Origin of the sequence: Halomonas getboli (assembly GCF_023094245.1) — a bacterium.
Classification (GTDB): Bacteria; Pseudomonadota; Gammaproteobacteria; order Pseudomonadales; family Halomonadaceae; genus Halomonas; species Halomonas getboli.
The window spans coordinates 426,024-442,696 of the sequence record NZ_JALMEW010000001.1; the positions used below are offsets into that span (position 1 = coordinate 426,024).

Annotated in this window: 11 protein-coding genes; 5 read left to right on the plus strand and 6 right to left on the minus strand. The window is 68.0% G+C overall.

All coding sequences use genetic code 11. From position 1 onward, the window contains the following. Nucleotides 1-264: 264 nt before the first annotated feature. Both MYL53_RS02100 and MYL53_RS02105 read left to right on the plus strand, forming a co-directional pair. A complete protein-coding gene (locus tag MYL53_RS02100; RefSeq protein ID WP_247851714.1) occupies nt 265-2,463 on the plus strand; it encodes an OsmC domain/YcaO domain-containing protein in 2,199 nt (732 codons plus the stop codon). Nucleotides 2,464-2,670: 207 nt separating this feature from the next. Further along, a complete protein-coding gene (locus MYL53_RS02105; protein ID WP_247851715.1) occupies nt 2,671-3,540 on the plus strand; it encodes an NAD(P)-dependent oxidoreductase in 870 nt (289 codons plus the stop codon). Between the two features lie 114 nt (nt 3,541-3,654). On the opposite strand, the gene MYL53_RS02110 is transcribed toward MYL53_RS02105, so the two are convergent. The 6 genes from MYL53_RS02110 to MYL53_RS02135 form a co-directional block, all read right to left on the minus strand. After that, nucleotides 3,655-4,554: a hydroxymethylglutaryl-CoA lyase gene (locus tag MYL53_RS02110; protein WP_247851717.1), complete on the minus strand. Its 900-nt coding sequence runs from the start codon at nt 4,552-4,554 to the stop codon at nt 3,655-3,657. A 3-nt stretch (nt 4,555-4,557) separates the two neighbouring features. After that, nucleotides 4,558-6,606, minus strand: a complete 2,049-nt coding sequence (locus tag MYL53_RS02115) for an acetyl-CoA carboxylase biotin carboxylase subunit (protein ID WP_247851718.1) — start codon at nt 6,604-6,606, stop codon at nt 4,558-4,560. Then, a complete protein-coding gene (locus tag MYL53_RS02120; protein WP_247851720.1) occupies nt 6,603-7,427 on the minus strand; it encodes an enoyl-CoA hydratase-related protein in 825 nt (274 codons plus the stop codon). Before MYL53_RS02120 ends, MYL53_RS02115 begins: the two co-directional genes overlap by 4 nt. Before the next feature lie 148 nt (nt 7,428-7,575). Then, nucleotides 7,576-9,183: a carboxyl transferase domain-containing protein gene (locus tag MYL53_RS02125; RefSeq protein ID WP_247851721.1), complete on the minus strand. Its 1,608-nt coding sequence runs from the start codon at nt 9,181-9,183 to the stop codon at nt 7,576-7,578. A gap of 102 nt (nt 9,184-9,285) precedes the next feature. Continuing rightward, complete coding sequence (locus tag MYL53_RS02130; RefSeq protein WP_247851723.1) at nt 9,286-10,455, minus strand: isovaleryl-CoA dehydrogenase; 1,170 nt, start codon at nt 10,453-10,455, stop codon at nt 9,286-9,288. Nucleotides 10,456-10,815: 360 nt separating this feature from the next. Then, a complete protein-coding gene (locus tag MYL53_RS02135) occupies nt 10,816-12,777 on the minus strand; it encodes a sigma-54-dependent Fis family transcriptional regulator (RefSeq protein WP_247852364.1) in 1,962 nt (653 codons plus the stop codon). Nucleotides 12,778-13,162: 385 nt separating this feature from the next. On the opposite strand from MYL53_RS02135, the gene MYL53_RS02140 reads away from it, so the two are divergent. The 3 genes from MYL53_RS02140 (at nt 13,163) to MYL53_RS02150 (ending at nt 16,633) form a co-directional block, all read left to right on the plus strand. Beyond that, a complete protein-coding gene (locus MYL53_RS02140) occupies nt 13,163-14,968 on the plus strand; it encodes an NAD(P)/FAD-dependent oxidoreductase (protein ID WP_247851725.1) in 1,806 nt (601 codons plus the stop codon). A gap of 276 nt (nt 14,969-15,244) precedes the next feature. Continuing rightward, the gene (locus MYL53_RS02145) at nt 15,245-16,102 is read left to right on the plus strand and encodes a class I SAM-dependent methyltransferase (protein WP_247851727.1); all 858 of its coding nucleotides are present in this window, start codon (nt 15,245-15,247) and stop codon (nt 16,100-16,102) included. Nucleotides 16,103-16,348: 246 nt separating this feature from the next. Beyond that, complete coding sequence (locus MYL53_RS02150) at nt 16,349-16,633, plus strand: hypothetical protein (protein ID WP_247851728.1); 285 nt, start codon at nt 16,349-16,351, stop codon at nt 16,631-16,633. The last annotated feature ends 40 nt before the right edge of the window (nt 16,634-16,673 follow it).

Below are 16,673 nucleotides of genomic sequence, written 5' to 3' on the forward strand. Positions count from 1 at the left end.
AATACCGTCACACCTCAACAAATCAATCAACTTCGCGCCTTCGGCGCCGGACGCAGCAAAGCTGCGCCGGTTATTGAGGCGTTACAAATTTCTTCATTGCCATGACACCTCGCCCCGCCAAGCCATAGGGGGCTCAGCAGCCATCTCGTGGCCCCCGCCCGCGGCGATTTTTTGACCACCCGCCCAAGACGAAGCCCCCCAAAAGCTGGATAATGGCCGGCTACGCGCTACGGCCGCCCCACACACGAATCCGGTGCTTTGTCAATGGAAATCAAGGTCAACTATCTCGACAACCTCCGGCTGGAGGCCAAGTTCGACGACTTCACGGTCATCTCCGACCAGCCGATCCGCTACAAGGGCGACGGCTCGGCCCCCGGTCCCTTCGACTACTTCCTGGCGTCGTCGGCCATGTGCGCGGCCTATTTCGTCAAGGTCTACTGCAACGCGCGGGACATTCCCACCGAGAATATCCGCCTGTCGCAGAACAACATTGTCGACCCGGAGAACCGCTACAAGCAGATCTTCAAGATCCAGGTCGAGCTGCCGGAGGACCTCTCCGAGAAGGACCGCCAGGGCATCCTGCGCTCCATCGAGCGCTGCACGGTCAAGAAGGTGGTGCAGACTGGCCCCGAGTTCCAGATCGAGACGGTCGAGAACCTGGACGAGGACGCCCAGGCCCTGCTGATGGCCAAGCCGGAGGAGGGCGAGAGCACCTGGATCGAGGGCAAGGACCTGCCGCTGGAGCAGACCATCGCCAACATGACGGCGATCTTCGAGCGCCTCGGCATGAAGGTCGAGATCGCCTCCTGGCGCAACATTGTGCCCCACGTGTGGTCGCTGCACATCCGCGATGCCCACTCCAACATGTGCTTCACCAACGGCAAGGGCTCCACCAAGGAGAGCGCGCTGGCCTCGGCGCTGGGCGAGTTCATCGAGCGCCTGAGCTGCAACTTCTTCTACAACGACCAGTTCTTCGGCCAGGACCTCGCCAACCACGACTTCGTCCACTATCCGGACGAGAAGTGGTTCCAGCCGGGGCCGAACGACTCGCTGCCGGATGGCATCCTCGACGACCACTGCCGGGCGATCTACGACCCGGAGGGCGAGCTGGCCGGCTCCAACCTGATCGACACCAACTCCGGCAACGCCGAGCGCGGCATCGTCTCGCTGCCCTACGTGCGCCAGTCCGACGGCGAGACGGTCTACTTCCCGTCGAACCTGGTCGAGAACCTGTTCCTCAGCAACGGCATGAGCGCCGGCAACACCCTGCCGGAGGCCCAGGTGCAGTGCTTGTCCGAGATCTTCGAGCGGGCGGTGAAGCGCCAGATCATCGAGGAGGAGATCACGCTGCCCGACGTGCCGCTGGCGGTGATGCAGAAGTACCCGCACATTCTCGAGGGCGTCGAGGCGCTGGAGGCCCAGGGCTTCCCGGTGCTGGTCAAGGATGCGTCGCTGGGCGGCCAGTTCCCGGTGATGTGCGTGACCCTGATGAACCCGAAGACCGGCGGCGTGTTCGCCTCCTTCGGCGCGCATCCGAGCTTCGAGGTGGCGCTGGAGCGCAGCCTGACCGAGCTGATGCAGGGCCGCAGCTTCGAGGGCCTGAACGACTTCATGCCGCCCACTTTCAACTCGCTGGCGGTCTCCGAGCCCAACAACTTCGTCGAGCACTTCATCGACTCCTCCGGCGTGGTGTCCTGGCGCTTCTTCAGCTCGAAGGCCGACGTCGAGTTCGTCGAGTGGGACTTCTCCGGCAGCAACGAAGAGGAAGTCGCGACCCTGTTCGGCATCCTCGACGAGCTCGAGCTGGAGGCCTACCAGGCCGTGCACGAGGACCTGGGCGCGCCGGTGTGCCGCATCCTGGTGCCGGGCTACTCCGAGGTCTATCCGGTGGAGGATCTGGTGTGGGACAACACCAACAAGGCGCTATTGTTCCGCGAGGACATCCTGCACCTGCATGATCTGGACGACGAGCAGCTGAGCGAGCTGCTGGAGCGTCTGGAAGAGACCCAGATCGATGACCACGAGACCATCATCACCCTGATTGGCATCGAGTTCGACGAGAACACCGTCTGGGGCCAGCTGACCATCCTCGAGCTCAAGCTGATGATCAACCTGGCGCTGGGCCAGTTCGAGGACGCGCTGGATCGGGTGCAGATGTTCCTGCAGTTCAACGACAACACCGTCGAACGCGGGCTGTTCTACCAGGCCGTGAACGCGGTGCTGGAGATCGCGCTCGACGACGAGCTGGAGCTCGAGGACTTCCTCTACAACTTCCGCCGCATGTTCGGCGAGGAGACCATGGAGACCGTGGTCGGCGCCGTGAACGGCACGGTCCGCTTCCCGGGCCTGGAACCGGTCGGTATGCAGCTCGAAGGCCTGGAGCGTCACCAGCGCCTGATCGAGAGCTACAAGAAGCTGCACGCGCATCGTGCCGCGCTGGCCGCCGAGAAGGCCCAGGCCTGAGCCGTCGGCCGCGCTAGCGCGCCGTAGCGTGTGGTAAGCCGCGTGACAAGGCAAAGCCCCGAGCCGGGAGACCGGCTCGGGGCTTTTGCGTTGTGGCCCGCTTGTTGAAAGGCCTCACCCGATCGGGAGACCCTGACCCTCGGTTGACCGGCGATTACCGCAGCGTCCGATCGCCCCCCATTCACTGCACGCACCAGGGAGAACGCCATGAACGTTACCTTCATCGGCCTCGGCATCATGGGCAGTCGCATGGCCCGCAATCTGCTCGCCCACGACGGCATCGCCCTCACGGTCTTCAACCGGTCGCCGGAGGCCATGGAGCCGCTCGCGGAGGCCGGCGCCCGAACCGCCGAGTCGGCCCGGGAGGCGGTGGCCGGCGCCGAGGTGGTGTTCACCATGCTCAGCGCGCCGGACGCGGTCGACGGCGTCGCCTTCGGCGACGACGGCTTCGTCGAGGCCATGGACGACGGGGCGCTGTGGGTCAACTGCTCCACGGTGAATCCGTCCTACACGCGCACCTGCAACGAGCGGGCGCGCGCCGGGGGAATACGCTTCCTGGATGCGCCCGTGGCCGGCACCAAGATGCCGGCCGAAACCGGGGAGTTGACCTTCCTGCTCGGCGGCGAGTCCGACGATGTCGACCAGGTGCGGCCATTGCTCGACCACATGGGGCAGAAGATCCTCCACGTGGGGCCCGCCGGCCAGGGCAGCGCCTTCAAGATGCTGGTCAACGCCATGCTGGCCCAGAGCATGCTGGTGTATGCCGAAACGTCGCTGCTGGGCGAGAAGCTCGGCTTCAGCCGGGATTTCCTCATGGAGACCCTGCCGAACCTGCCGGTGACGGCGCCCTTCCTCAAGGGCAAGGCGGAGCTGATCAAGGAAGGCGACTACGACACCCAGTTTCCGCTGGAGCTGATGCTCAAGGACCTGCACCTGCTGGATGTGACCGCCTACGAACAGCAGCAGCCGCTGTTCCTGGCCGGCCTGGCCAAGTCTCTCTACGGGCAGGCCAGCAGTGCCGGGCACGGGCGCGAGGATTTCGCGGCCGTGTTCGACTACCTCGACAAGCCGGAGTAGCCCCCGGCGCACCTGGGCCATGGCCGTCGCGGTGAGCGGCCGCGCGTCCTGCCTGAAAAGCAAGGCCCCGAGCCGAGAGACCGGTTCGGGGCTTTGGCGTTGTGGCGCGGGCTCTTACTGCGAGGCCAGCGCCACGCCGGCCTTGGAGCGATTGGGCCGGCCGATGGCGCGGGTGATCCAGCTGCCGGCGGCGGCGAGCTTCTCCAGGTCGATGCCGTGCGCGATGCCGAGGCCGTTGAGCAGGTAGACCACGTCCTCGCTGGCGACGTTGCCTGACGCTCCCTTGGCATACGGGCAGCCGCCGAGCCCGGCCACCGAGCTGTCGATCACCGCGATGCCTTCCTCGAGCACGGCGTAGAGATTGGCCAGCGCCTGGCCGTAGGTGTCGTGGAAGTGGGCGGCGAGCTTGTCCATCGGCACGTCCCTGGCCACCGCTTCCAGCATGCGCTTGGCCTTGAGCGGGGTGCCGGTGCCGATGGTGTCGCCCAGCGATACCTCGTAGCAGCCCATGTCGAACAGGGCCTTCGATATCTCGGCCACCTTGGCGGGGGCGATCTCGCCCTCGTAGGGGCAGCCGAGCACGCAGGAGACATAGCCGCGCACGCGAACGTTGGCTTCCCGCGCGCGTTCGAGCACCGGGGCGAAGCGCTCGAGCGATTCCGCCACCGAGCAGTTGATGTTCTTCCGCGAGAAGGCCTCGGAGGCGGCGCCGAACACCGCGACTTCGTCGACGCCGCATTCCAGTGCGGCCTCCAGGCCCTTGAGGTTGGGCGTGAGGGCGGAGTAGGTCACGCCCTCGTGGCGGCGCAGTCCGTGCATCACCTCGCGGTGGTCGGCCATCTGCGGCACCCATTTCGGGGAGACGAAGCTCGCCGCCTCGATGTGAGTGAGGCCCGCCGCGCCCAGACGGTCGATCAGGGCCAGCTTGGTGGCGGTGTCGATCGCCTCGGGCTCGTTCTGCAGCCCGTCGCGGGGGCCGACCTCGACCAGGCGAACGTGAGTGGGGAATGGCATGGGTTACTCCTCCGGCGCGAATTCCAGCAGCACGTCGCCCTGGCCGACCGTATCGCCGGCGGCGAAGTGGAAGCGTTCCACGTGCCCGTCGGCGGGGGCGGCCAGGGTGTGCTCCATCTTCATGGCCTCCATCACCATCAGCGGCATGCCTTTTTCCACCCGGGCGCCGGTCTCCACCAGCAGCGCCACCACGGTGCCGTGCATGGGCGCGGTGAGGGTGGACTCGGTCTCGCGCTGGCCGTGGTCGATGGCGTCGATGCGCCGCCAGTAAAGCCGGGTCTCGCGCATCGGGTCGACCATCACCACCACGTTGTCGTCCCGCCGTGCCTGAAGCCGGCGACGGTGGCCGTCGATGGTCACCGCCACCGCGTCGCCCTCTAGCGGCTCGAGGGTGGCGGCGAACGTTCGGCCATCGAGCGACAGCTGCCAGGGCGCGGACTCGCGCTCGCGCCGGCCCTCGACCACCGTTACGCTCTCGGCGTCGTCCTCGTCCGCCGCATGCTCGGGCGCGCACAGGGCGATGCGGATGGTGTGTGGCGCGTTGAGGCGAAAGCCGTCGTGGCGGTCCCAGGGCGAGTCGCTCTCGCACTCCCGGGCCAGCTGATGCAGGCCGATCAGCGCCGCGGCGGCGTACTCCTCCGGCGCGGTCTCGCGCTCGGCGAACAGCGTGGCCTCGTGGCGCTCGATGAAGCGAGTGTCGAGCTCGGCGGCGCGAAACGCCGGATGGCCGGTCAGCCGCTGCAGGAAGGCGCGGTTGGTGACCACGCCGCGCACGTCCAGCGCCGCCAGGGCGCGGTTGAGGGTGGCCAGCGCCTGTGCGCGGTCGTCGCCGTGGACGATCAGCTTGGCGAGCATCGGGTCGTAGTGCATCGAGACGGCATCGCCGCTCTCCACGCCGCTGTCCAGCCTGACCTTGTCGGCCTCCAGCCCGGCGCCGGCGAGGTCCAGGGCGAAGCGGCTCAGGGTGCCGGTGGCGGGCAGGAAATCCTGCTCGGGGTCCTCGGCATAGAGGCGCGCCTCGAAGCTGTGGCCGCCGATCGTCAGCTCGTCCTGGGCCAGCGGCAGCCGTTCGCCCATGGCCACGCGCAGCTGCCACTCGACCAGGTCCTGGCCGGTGATCATCTCGGTAACCGGGTGCTCCACCTGCAGGCGGGTGTTCATCTCCATGAAGTAGAACGCCCCGTCCGCATCCAAAAGAAACTCCACGGTGCCGGCGCCCACGTAGCCGATCTCGCGGGCGGCGCGCACGGCGGCCTCGCCCATCTCGCGGCGCAGCGCCTCGGTCATGCCCGGGGCGGGCGCCTCCTCGAGCACCTTCTGGTGGCGGCGCTGCACGCTGCAGTCGCGCTCGAACAGGTAGACCCCGTTGCCGTGACTGTCGCAGAACACCTGGACCTCCACGTGGCGCGGCTGCACCAGGTACTTCTCGATCAGCATGCGGTCGTCGCCGAAGGCAGCCTTCGACTCGCGGCGGCAGCCGTCCAGCGCGGCCTGGAACGTGTCGTCGCTCTCGACCACGCGCATGCCCTTGCCGCCGCCGCCGGCACTGGCCTTGAGCAGCACCGGATAGCCGATGCGACCGGCTTCCTCGCGCAGCAGGGCGTCGTCCTGGCCCTCGCCGTGGTAGCCGGGCACCAGCGGCACGCCGGCGTCCTGCATGCGCGCCTTGGCGGCGGACTTGTCGCCCATGGCGGCGATGGCCGGGGCGGGCGGGCCGACGAAGACGATGCCGGCGGCCTCCAGCGCCTCGACGAAGGCGCCGTTCTCGGACAGGAAGCCGTAGCCGGGGTGGATGGCGCCGGCGCCGGTGCGCCGTGCGGCCTCGATCACCGCGTCCACGTTCAGGTAGCTCTCGCGGGCGGCGGCCGGGCCCAGGCGCACGGCCTCGTCGGCCTCGCGCACGTGGCGGGCATTGGCGTCGGCGTCGGAGTAGACTGCCACCGTGCGCAGGCCCATGCGGCGGGCAGTGCGCATCACGCGGCAGGCGATCTCGCCGCGGTTGGCGACCAGCAGGGTGTCGAAGCGCGGGGTGGAAGGGGGCGTGGGGCTCATGAATGGCGCTCCGTGTCGGAATCCGGGGCCCAGGCGGGGCGGCGTTTGTCGAAGAAGCTCGAGAGCCCTTCCTGGCCCTCGTGGCTCACCCGCAGCTCGCTGATGATGCGGCAGGTGTGGTCGCGGGTGGCGTTGCTGTCGGGCTCGCGGGCGACCTCGGCCAGCAGCGCCTTGGTGGCGCGGCTGGCCTGGGGCGAGGTGGCCAGCAGGCTGTCGATCATGGCATCGACGGCGGCGTCCAGGGCGTCGGGTTCGACCACGCAGTGGGCGAGGTCCAGCTTCTGGGCGGTGGCCGCGTCGATGACCTCGGCGGTCAGGGCGTAGCGGCGCAGCTGCCGCTCGCCGATGGCGCGCTGCACGTAGGGGCTGATCACCGCCGGCGACAGGCCGATCCTGACCTCGGAGAGGCAGAAGCGGGCCTTCTCGGAGGCGATGACGATGTCGCAGCAGGCGGCCAGGCCCACGGCGCCGCCGAAGGCCGCGCCCTGCACGCGGCACACGGTCGGGCAGGGCAGGGTGTCGAGGCCGTGCATCAGCGCCGAGAGCTCGCGGGCGTCGGCCAGGTTGTCCTCGAAGTCGTAGTCGGCCATGCGCTTCATCCAGTGCAGGTCGGCGCCGGCGGAGAAGTTCTTGCCCACGGACGCCAGCACCAGCAGGCGCACCTCGCCTCGGTGGGCGAGCTCCCCGGCGCGGCGCAGGTGATCGTTGAGCTCGCCGATCAGGTGATCGTCGAAGGCGTTGTGGACCTCGGGGCGGTCGAGCGTCAGCCGGGCCACGCCGCGGTCGTCGATCTCGAGTCTTGAATAGCTTGTCTGTGACATGTCAGACCTCATTCATATAGCGGGAAGCTGGAAAAGCGGCGCTGCGCGCCTGGAAGCGGGAAGTCACCCCGGTCTCTTTCCAGCGGGCGTGCCGTAGTGACTTCCAGCTTGGAGCTCCCAGCTTCCGGCTCCCTTGCGCAGCACGGGGTCACATCCTGAACACGCCGAACTGGGTCTCCTCGACCTCGGCGTTCATGGCGGCGGCCAGCGACAGGCCCAGCACGTCGCGGGTCTGGGCCGGGTCGATCACGCCGTCGTCCCACAGCCGGGCGCTGGCGTAGGTGGGGTGGCCCTGGTGCTCGTACTGGGTGCGGATCGGCTGCTTGAAGGCGTCCTCGTCGTCGGCGCTCCATTCGCTGCCGTCGCGCTCGAACTGCTCGCGCTTGACCTGGGCCAGCACGCCGGCGGCCTGTTCGCCGCCCATCACCGAGATGCGGGCGTTGGGCCACATGAACAGCAGGTTGGGATCGTAGGCTCGGCCGCACATGCCGTAGTTGCCGGCGCCGAAGCTGCCGCCGATCAGCACGGTGAACTTGGGCACCCTGGCGCAGGCCACGGCGGTGACCAGCTTGGCGCCGTGCTTGGCGATGCCCTCGTGCTCGTACTTCGAGCCGACCATGAAACCGGTGATGTTCTGCAGGAAGATCAGCGGGATCTTGCGCTGGGCGCAGAGCTCGATGAAGTGTGCGCCCTTGAGCGCGCTCTCCGAGAACAGCACGCCGTTGTTGGCGACGATGCCCACCGGATGGCCGTGCAGGTGGGCGAAGCCAGTGACCAGGGTGTCGCCGTAGTCGCGCTTGAACTCGTCGAAGGCCGAGTCGTCGACCAGCCGCGCGATCACCTCGCGGGCGTCGAAGGGCTTCTTGAGGTCGGTGCCGACGATGCCGTAGAGCTCCTCGGGGTCGAGGCGTGGCGGCTTCGAGGGCTGCATGGCCAGCCGGCCGCGTTTCTGCCAGTTGAGCCGGGCCACGCAGCGCCGGGCCAGCTGCAGGGCGTGGGCGTCGTTCTCGGCGTAGTGGTCGGCCACGCCGCTGATGCGGGCGTGGACGTCGGCGCCGCCCAGGTCCTCGGCGCTGATCGACTCGCCGGTGGCGGCCTTCACCAGCGGCGGGCCGCCGAGGAAGATGGTGCCCTGCTCGCGGACGATGATCGATTCGTCGGCCATGGCCGGCACGTAGGCGCCGCCGGCGGTGCAGGAGCCCATCACCACGGCGATCTGCGGGATGCCCTCGGCCGACAGCGTGGCCTGGTTGTAGAAGATGCGGCCGAAGTGGTCGCGGTCGGGGAAGACCTCGTCCTGGCGCGGCAGGAAGGCGCCGCCGGAGTCCACCAGGTAGAGGCAGGGCAGGCGGTGCTTGCGGGCGACTTCCTGGGCGCGCAGGTGCTTCTTCACGGTCAGCGGGAAGTAGGTGCCGCCCTTGACCGTGGCGTCGTTGGCGACGATCACGCACTCCACCCCCGAGACGCGGCCGATGCCGGTGACCACGCCGGCGGCGGGCACCGGGTCGTCGTAGACCTCGTGGGCGGCCAGCGCCGAGAGCTCGAGGAACGGCGAGCCCTCGTCGAGCAGGTGGTCGATGCGGTCGCGCACGAACAGCTTGCCGCGGGCCTCGTGGCGCGCTCGCGCCTTCTCGCCGCCGCCCTGGGCGATGGCGGCGGTCAGCTCGCGCAGCTTGCCGACCTCGGCGCGCATCGCCGCGTCGTTGGCCTGGAAGCCCTCGCTGCGCGGATTGATCTGGGTCGTAAGAACGCTCATTTATCCCTCCGGGATAAAAGCGGAAAGCTCGAAGCCGGAAGCTGGAAGACACCCCGAGAGAGACGTGGCCGTCCTTCCAGCTTCAAGCTTCCCGCTTCTGGCTTATTTCGATTCGTTGAAGACTTCGCGGCCGATCAACATGCGGCGTATCTCGCTGGTGCCGGCGCCGATCTCGTAGAGCTTGGCGTCGCGCAACAGCCGTCCGGTGGGGTATTCGTTGATGTAGCCGTTGCCGCCGAGCAGCTGGATGGCGTCCAGCGCCACCTGGGTGGCCTTCTCGGCGCAGTAGAGGATCACGCCGGCGGCATCCTTGCGCGAGGTGTGGCCGCGGTCGCAGGCGCCGGCCACGGCGTAGAGGTAGGCGCGGCAGGCGTTCAGGGTGGTGAGCATGTCGGCCACCTTGCCCTGCACCAGCTGGAACTCGCCGATGGCCTGGTCGAACTGCTTGCGCTCGTGGATATAGGGCACCACCACGTCCATGGCGGCCTGCATGATGCCGATGGGGCCGGCGGCCAGCACGGTGCGCTCGAAGTCGAGCCCGCTCATCAGCACCCGTGTGCCCTTGTTGACCTCGCCGAGCACGTTCTCGGCCGGCACCTCGCAGCCCTGGAACACCAGCTCGCAGGTGTTGGAGCCGCGCATGCCGAGCTTGTCGAGCTTCTGGGCGGTGGAGAAGCCGGGCATGTCCTTCTCGATGATGAAGGCGGTGATGCCCTTGGAGCCGGCGTCGGGATCGGTCTTGGCGTAGACCACCAGCACGTCGGCGTCGGGGCCGTTGGTGATCCACATCTTGTTGCCGTCGAGGATGAAGCGGTCGCCTTCCTGGCGAGCGCGCAGCTTCATGGAGACCACGTCGGAGCCGGCGCCCGGTTCGGACATGGCCAGCGCGCCCACGTGCTCGCCGCTGATCAGCTTCGGCAGGTACTTCGCCTTCTGCTCGGCATTGCCGTTGAGCTTGAGCTGGTTCACGCACAGGTTGGAGTGGGCGCCGTAGGAGAGCCCCACCGAAGCGCTGGCGCGGGAGATCTCCTCCATGGCGATGCAGTGGGCGAGATAGCCCATGCCGGCGCCGCCGTCCTCGTCGGGCACGGTGATGCCGAGCAGGCCCATGTCGCCGAACTTCCGCCACAGGTCGGCGGGAAACTCGTTGTTCGCGTCGATCTCGGCGGCGCGCGGGGCGATCTCGTCGCGGGCGAAGGCATTGACGTGATCGCGCAGCATGTTGAGCTCGTCGTCGAGGCCGAAGTCGAGGGGCGTGTAGGGGGCGTGCATGGCGGCGATCTCCGTTCTTTGTTTGTTGGTCCCGGGAGCGTTCGAGTGCTCGGCTGTTGTGGTCTAGCCTAGGATTGGTTGACGTTAACGTAAAGTGCAGCTTTTGAGGCCTAGACCAAGGTCGTGCTCGTGCAAGGGTGTGATCGTGAAGCGCCGTGATCGTGAAGGGCCGTGTCTTGAGCATAGAAGCCCGACGGCAGCAGGAAGGGAGGTGAGGTGAACAGGAAGAAGTGAGGCAGCGAGGTGAACCGTGCGGCGCCAGCGGGATGTCGCGGGAGAGGGCCGATTTTTCTCCTCACTCCTTACGCTTCACTCCCTCCGGGCTCCTCGCGCTTTTCCCCTTGCGCCTTCCCCCGTGACTCACGAGACAGGCTGGTGATTGGGCGCCACCAGGCCGTGGCGACGCATGCGGCGATAGACGGTGGGACGCGAGACGCCGAGCTGGCGGGCGACCTGGCTGATGTTCCAGGCCGAGCGCCGAAGCAGCTCGAGCAGTGCCTGCCCGTCCGCCGAGGGGGCGGCGTCGGCCGACGTTGAAGGAGAGGACGAACCGGATGCCGAGCCAAACGACGCCGTTGCCGTGAGGGTGGTGGGCCCGGCGGCGCCCTGGCAGGCCTCGGGCAGATCGTGAAGGGTGATCTCGTCGCCCTCTGCGGTGGCCATGGCGAAGGCCAGCGCGTTTCTGAGCTGGCGGATGTTGCCCGGCCAGTCGTGGGCCAGTAGCGCGCTCATGGCATCGGCGCGCAGGTGATGCGACTGGCCGCGTTCGGCCTGGAGCTCGTCGTGGACGCGGCGGATCACGTAGTGCCGGTCGGCGCGTTCGCGCAGCGCGGGCAGGCGCAGCTCGGCGCCGTTGAGGCGGTAGTAGAGGTCCTCGCGAAAGTCGCCGGCACGGATCAGCTCGGTCACGTCGCGGTGGGTGGCGGTGACCACGCGGATGTCGACCTTCACCGGCGTCTCCGCGCCGAGCGGCATCACCTCGCGCTCGGCCAGCACGCGCAGCAGGCGGGTCTGCAGCGTCAGCGGCATGTCGCCGATCTCGTCGAGGAACAGGGTACCGCCGTCGGCCTGCTGGATCAGCCCGCGCATGCCCTTGGGCCGCCCGCCGGTGAAGGCACCGGGCAGATAGCCGAACAGCTCGCTCTCGATCAGCGCTTCGGGAATGGCGGCGCAGTTCACCGCCACGAAGGGCGCCTGGGCCCGCGGACCGCTGTCGTGCAGGGCGCGGGCCAGCACCTCCTTGCCGGTGCCCGTCTCGCCGCGAATCAGCACGCTCACGGTCTCGTTCCGCAGCCGGCGGGCCAGCTTGAGCAGGCGATGCATCGAGGGATCGTCGGCGGCGAGGCGGTCCAGCGCCGGCACCGAGGTGTCGCGCGGGGCCGCCGTGGCAGTGGCCTTCACCGGGCGGCCGCGCGGCTCGAGCAGGGTGACGAAGCAGGTGGCGTCGTTGGCCCGGGCGCGAAACGCGCGGATCTGATCCTCGCCCGCGGCCGGAATGCCCAGCAGGTCGCCGAGCTCGGCGTCGAACAGTTGGGTGGCGTCGGGCAGGCAGGCCGCCGACCAGGGCGGCCAGCGGCGCAGGTGGGCGTCGATCAGGGCGCGGCCCTCGTGATTGGCGGCGATCAGGCTGCCGTCCTCCTCGATGGCGATCAGTCCGCGGCCGTTGAGGTGCACGAATTCCCGTGCGCTGTCGAAGCGCAGGATCAGGCTGTCCCGGTAGCGGTGCAGGAAGTAGGCGTCCTCGATCATCCGCGCGTGCAGGTTGACCAGCGACAGGGCGAAGGTCTGGCTCTCGTGGGAGCGCGGCGACTGCAGCGCGGAGATGTCCAGCACCGCCATCACCCGGCCCTGGGGGTCGGTGATCGGCGCCGCCGTGCAGGTCAGGTCGATGTGGGTGGCGTCGAAGTGCTCGCCCTGGTGGCAGGTGATGGCCTGGCCGTCGTGCAGGCAGGTGCCCACCGCGCAGGTGCCGGCGTAGCGCTCGTTCCAGTCGGCGCCCAGGTAGAGCCCGGCGCGGCGCAGGGCCCGGTCCTGCTCGGGCTGGCCGCGAAAGGCCACGGTGATGCCGCGCCGGTCGGTGAGCAGCAGCGCGTAGCCGAGCTGGGCGACCTGGCCGTAGAGGCGGTCGACTCCGGCGCGGGCCACGTGCAGCAGCTCGTCCACCGATTCCTGGTGGTCGCGCAGCGCCTGCTGGGTCAGCACGCGCACCGGCCGCGGGTGGCAGGGGTCGAGCCGGTACTCGCCCAGGCAGCGCTGCCAGGAGCGGCGGATGACGTCGCGGTGCTCGGCAGGGCTGGCGTCGTGGCCTTCGCCCAGTCGCATCAGGGTCCGGATATGCTGGCGTTTCTCGGGTTGCAGAGCCAAGGCTGCCTCCGCTCGGGCCGCCTGATGGCGGCTCTTGTGATGTTGTTGTGATGTGTCGATGCGCTCTGTTCAGCCTATGCCGCTGCGCGCGGGCGTCAATCGGCGCGGTCTTCGCCCTTGGTCGGGGGTGACAGGTGTAATGCGGGCTGTCACGGCGTACGGGGTACAGCTGTGACATCGCGCCGTGTGATGGCCTATCGATCCGGCGCGTGATGGGTGGGGTTTTTCTCTTTTTATCAGTGGTTTGCTGTGGATTTCCGACGGTCTGGCACGAATGCTGCCAGTGGCTGGGGGCGTGACCCGATAACGATCACACATCACCAATAACAAGCGGAGATTCGTCATGACCGCACGCACGCCCACTCAGATCGCCCGGCAATGGCTCGATGACTTCGATGCCGCCCTGACGCAACGCGATATCGCGCGGGTCCTCTCGCTGTTCGGCGAGGAGTGCTACTGGCGCGACATGATCGCCTTCACCTGGAACCTCAAGACGCTGGAAGGCCCGGACGAGATTCAGTCGATGCTCGATGCGACGCTGGGCCGCGTCGCGCCCTCGAACTGGCAGCTGGACGGCGAGGCCAGCGAGGCCAGCGAGGCCGGTGGCGTCGTCGAGGCCTGGTTCACCTTCGACACCGCCGAGGCCCGCGGCAAGGGCCTGCTGCGCCTGAAGGACGGCCGCTGCTGGACGCTGCTGACCGTCATGCGCGAGCTCAGGGATTTTCCCGAGCCCAGCGGTCTTCAGCGTCCCATGGGCGCCGAGCATGGCGCCAACAAGGCGCGCGAGACCTGGCTGGAGGCCCGCCAGCGCGAGGAGGCCGAGCTCGGCTACCAGCGTCAGCCCTACTGCGTGATCATCGGCGGCGGTCAGGGTGGCATCGGCCTGGCGGCGCGCCTGCGGCAGATGAACGTGCCGACCATCGTGATCGAGAAGAACCCGCGGGCGGGGGACTCCTGGCGCAACCGCTACAAGTCGCTGTGCCTGCACGACCCGGTGTGGTACGACCACATGCCCTACATTCCCTTCCCGGACAACTGGCCGGTGTTCGCGCCCAAGGACAAGGTCGGCGACTGGCTGGAGATGTACACCAAGGTCATGGAGCTCAACTACTGGAGCTCCACCGAGTGCGAGAGCGCGCGCTTCGACGAGGCCAGCGGCGAGTGGGTGGTCGAGGTCAATCGCGACGGCGAGCGCGTGACCCTGCGGCCGAAGCAGCTGGTGCTGGCCACCGGCATGTCGGGGATGCCCAACGTGCCGCAGTTCCCCGGTGCCGAGACCTTCGAGGGCGAGCAGCAGCACTCCAGCCAGCACCCGGGGCCGGATGCCTATCGCGGCAAGAAGGTCGTGGTGGTGGGCTCCAACAACTCCGCCCATGACATCTGCGCGGCGCTGTGGGAGCACGACGCCGACGTGACCATGCTGCAGCGCTCCTCCACCCACGTGGTGAAGTCCGACTCGCTGATGGAGGAGGCGCTGGGGCCGCTCTACTCCGAGCAGGCGCTGCAGAACGGCATCGATCATCACAAGGCCGACCTGATCTTCGCCTCGATCCCCTACAAGGTGCTGCCGGACTTCCAGCGCCCGGCCTTCGACGCCATCCGAGAGCGCGACGCCGACTTCTATCGCCGTCTCGAGGCGGCCGGCTTCCTCCTCGACTTCGGCGCCGACGACTCCGGCCTGTTCCTGAAGTACCTGCGTCGCGGCTCCGGCTACTACATCGACGTGGGCGCCTGCGATCTGGTGGCCAACGGCGACATCAAGCTGCGCAGCGGTGTGAGCATCGAACGCATCAACCCGCACTCGGTGACCCTGACCGACGGCTCGGAGCTGCCCGCGGACCTGATCGTCTATGCCACCGGCTACGGCTCGATGAACGGCTGGGCGGCGCGGATCATCTCCCAGGAGGTCGCCGACAAGGTCGGCAAGTGCTGGGGGCTGGGCTCCGACACGCCCAAGGACCCGGGGCCCTGGGAGGGCGAGCTGCGCAACATGTGGAAGCCGACCCAGCAGCAGGCGCTGTGGTTCCATGGCGGCAACCTGCACCAGTCCCGCCACTACTCCCAGTACCTGGCGCTGCAGCTCAAGGCCCGGCTGGAGGGCATTCCCACGCCCGTATATGGCCTGCAGGACGTTCACCACCTGAGCTGAACGTCGGCACAGGGTCTCCGCGCCCTCCCGATTCCGGGAGGGCGCGTTCGCGTGTCACAGGGCTGGCGCCGAAGGATCGATCGCGGCGCCTGCTCATATAACGCGCGCCTGCTAGAACTAAGAAACGAGCCCCGCGATGCCGACGGGGGGCGATAGGGATGGTCTCCTGCCGACATGCGGTTTCCGTTCTTCAGTCGTGCCGCCCGGCACGTATGGGAGACCATCATGAGCACGCCTTCCGCTTCTCCATCCTCCCCATCTCCACCATCGAGAGGAGTGTCCTCGACCAGCGACTACGTGGCCTTCTGGAACGACACCCTGGCCGACAAGTTCAACCGCTTCCAGACCATCCTGATGAACGGCCTCAGCTATCACAGCCGCGTGGCCCTGGAGGAACTCGAGGTGGCACCCGGCTCGCGCATTCTCGACGTGGGCTGCGGCTGGGGCGATACCGCCATTCAGCTGGCGCGGATGACCGGCCCCGAGGGCGAGGTGCTGGGCATCGACTGCGTCGACGCCTTCCTCGATGACGCTCGACGGCGCGCCGAGGAAGCCGGCGTGCGCAACGTGCGCTTCGAGGCCGCCGACGTCGAGCGCTTTCCCTTCTCGCCGACGTTCGACCTGTGCTTCTCGCGCTTCGGCATGATGTTCTTCGAGCATCCGGTGCCCGCCATGCGCAACGTCTTCCAGGCCCTCAAGCCCGGTGGGGAGCTGATGTTCATCGTCTGGCGCGACATCGCCGACAACCCCTGGCTGGGGCTGCCCAGAGACGTGGTGCTCGACTTCCTGCCGCCGCCCGGAGAGAACGCCCGCAGCTGCGGCCCCGGTCCCTTCTCGATGGCCGACCCCGAGACGGTGCGCGCTCAGCTGGAGATCGCCGGCTTCGAGGACATCGGCTTCGACCGCAACGACGGTCCGGTCGAGGTGGGCGACTCGGTGGAGGATGCACTGCGCTTCCAGCTGGCGCTGGGGCCGGCAGGGGAGGTGTTCCGCGAGGCCGGCGACGAGGCCGAACGGCAGCGCCCCGAGATCGAGGCGGCGCTGCGCAAGGCGCTGACGCCCTTCGAGCAGGGCGGCAAGATCGTGATGGGCTCGAGCTCCTGGACGATCGTCGCCCGCAAGCCTCGATCCTGATCCTGCCTGCGATGCGACGACGCGCCAATCCGGTGTGATGCGAGAGGCACGGGCTATCCCCGTGCCTCTTCGCCTTGTGTCCGCTCTGCCGGATTCTCGCCGCCGTTAGTGCAAATCTTTCAATGTTTTCGAAAATATAATTCGAATTAAGCCGCTTTTGTTCGTAATAGTAGGACTGTAAGCTAGCTAACAAGTTGCAAGGCACCGAAAGATTGACACGAACCCAACGTCCACAGGAGCCCCATCATGAACACCAAGCTGACCCTTTCCGCGCTGCTGATCGCCGCTCTGCCGCTGGCCGCCCAGGCCGATGACAACGCCACCCAGCGCGCCCTGGAGCTGAACCAGCAGCCGATTGCCGCCCCGAGCCATCAGGCGCCGTCGGTCCAGTTCGATGCCAGCCAGATCAGCGGCGATAGCCAGGCCATGAGCCAGGCCCGAGCCGATCAGCTGAGCCACAGCCGCAGCGTCAAGACCGACGTCCCGCTCTCCGGCGACCCGCTGGCACCGGCCAAGCTTGCCACCACTTAAGCGTGCGACAACCCGAGCCGGCCGCCGGCGGAGATCCCGC

What these genes read in the sequence shown, in the direction of transcription:
- MYL53_RS02100 (WP_247851714.1), top strand. Translation starts at nt 265, where the DNA reads ATGGAAATCAAGGTCAACTATCTCGACAACCTCCGGCTGGAGGCCAAG.
- MYL53_RS02140 (WP_247851725.1), top strand. Translation starts at nt 13,163, where the DNA reads ATGACCGCACGCACGCCCACTCAGATCGCCCGGCAATGGCTCGATGAC.
- MYL53_RS02115 (WP_247851718.1), bottom strand. Translation starts at nt 6,606, where the DNA reads ATGAGCCCCACGCCCCCTTCCACCCCGCGCTTCGACACCCTGCTGGTC.
- MYL53_RS02120 (WP_247851720.1), bottom strand. Translation starts at nt 7,427, where the DNA reads ATGTCACAGACAAGCTATTCAAGACTCGAGATCGACGACCGCGGCGTG.
- MYL53_RS02125 (WP_247851721.1), bottom strand. Translation starts at nt 9,183, where the DNA reads ATGAGCGTTCTTACGACCCAGATCAATCCGCGCAGCGAGGGCTTCCAG.
- MYL53_RS02150 (WP_247851728.1), top strand. Translation starts at nt 16,349, where the DNA reads ATGAACACCAAGCTGACCCTTTCCGCGCTGCTGATCGCCGCTCTGCCG.
- MYL53_RS02105 (WP_247851715.1), top strand. Translation starts at nt 2,671, where the DNA reads ATGAACGTTACCTTCATCGGCCTCGGCATCATGGGCAGTCGCATGGCC.
- MYL53_RS02130 (WP_247851723.1), bottom strand. Translation starts at nt 10,455, where the DNA reads ATGCACGCCCCCTACACGCCCCTCGACTTCGGCCTCGACGACGAGCTC.
- MYL53_RS02135 (WP_247852364.1), bottom strand. Translation starts at nt 12,777, where the DNA reads ATGCGACTGGGCGAAGGCCACGACGCCAGCCCTGCCGAGCACCGCGAC.
- MYL53_RS02110 (WP_247851717.1), bottom strand. Translation starts at nt 4,554, where the DNA reads ATGCCATTCCCCACTCACGTTCGCCTGGTCGAGGTCGGCCCCCGCGAC.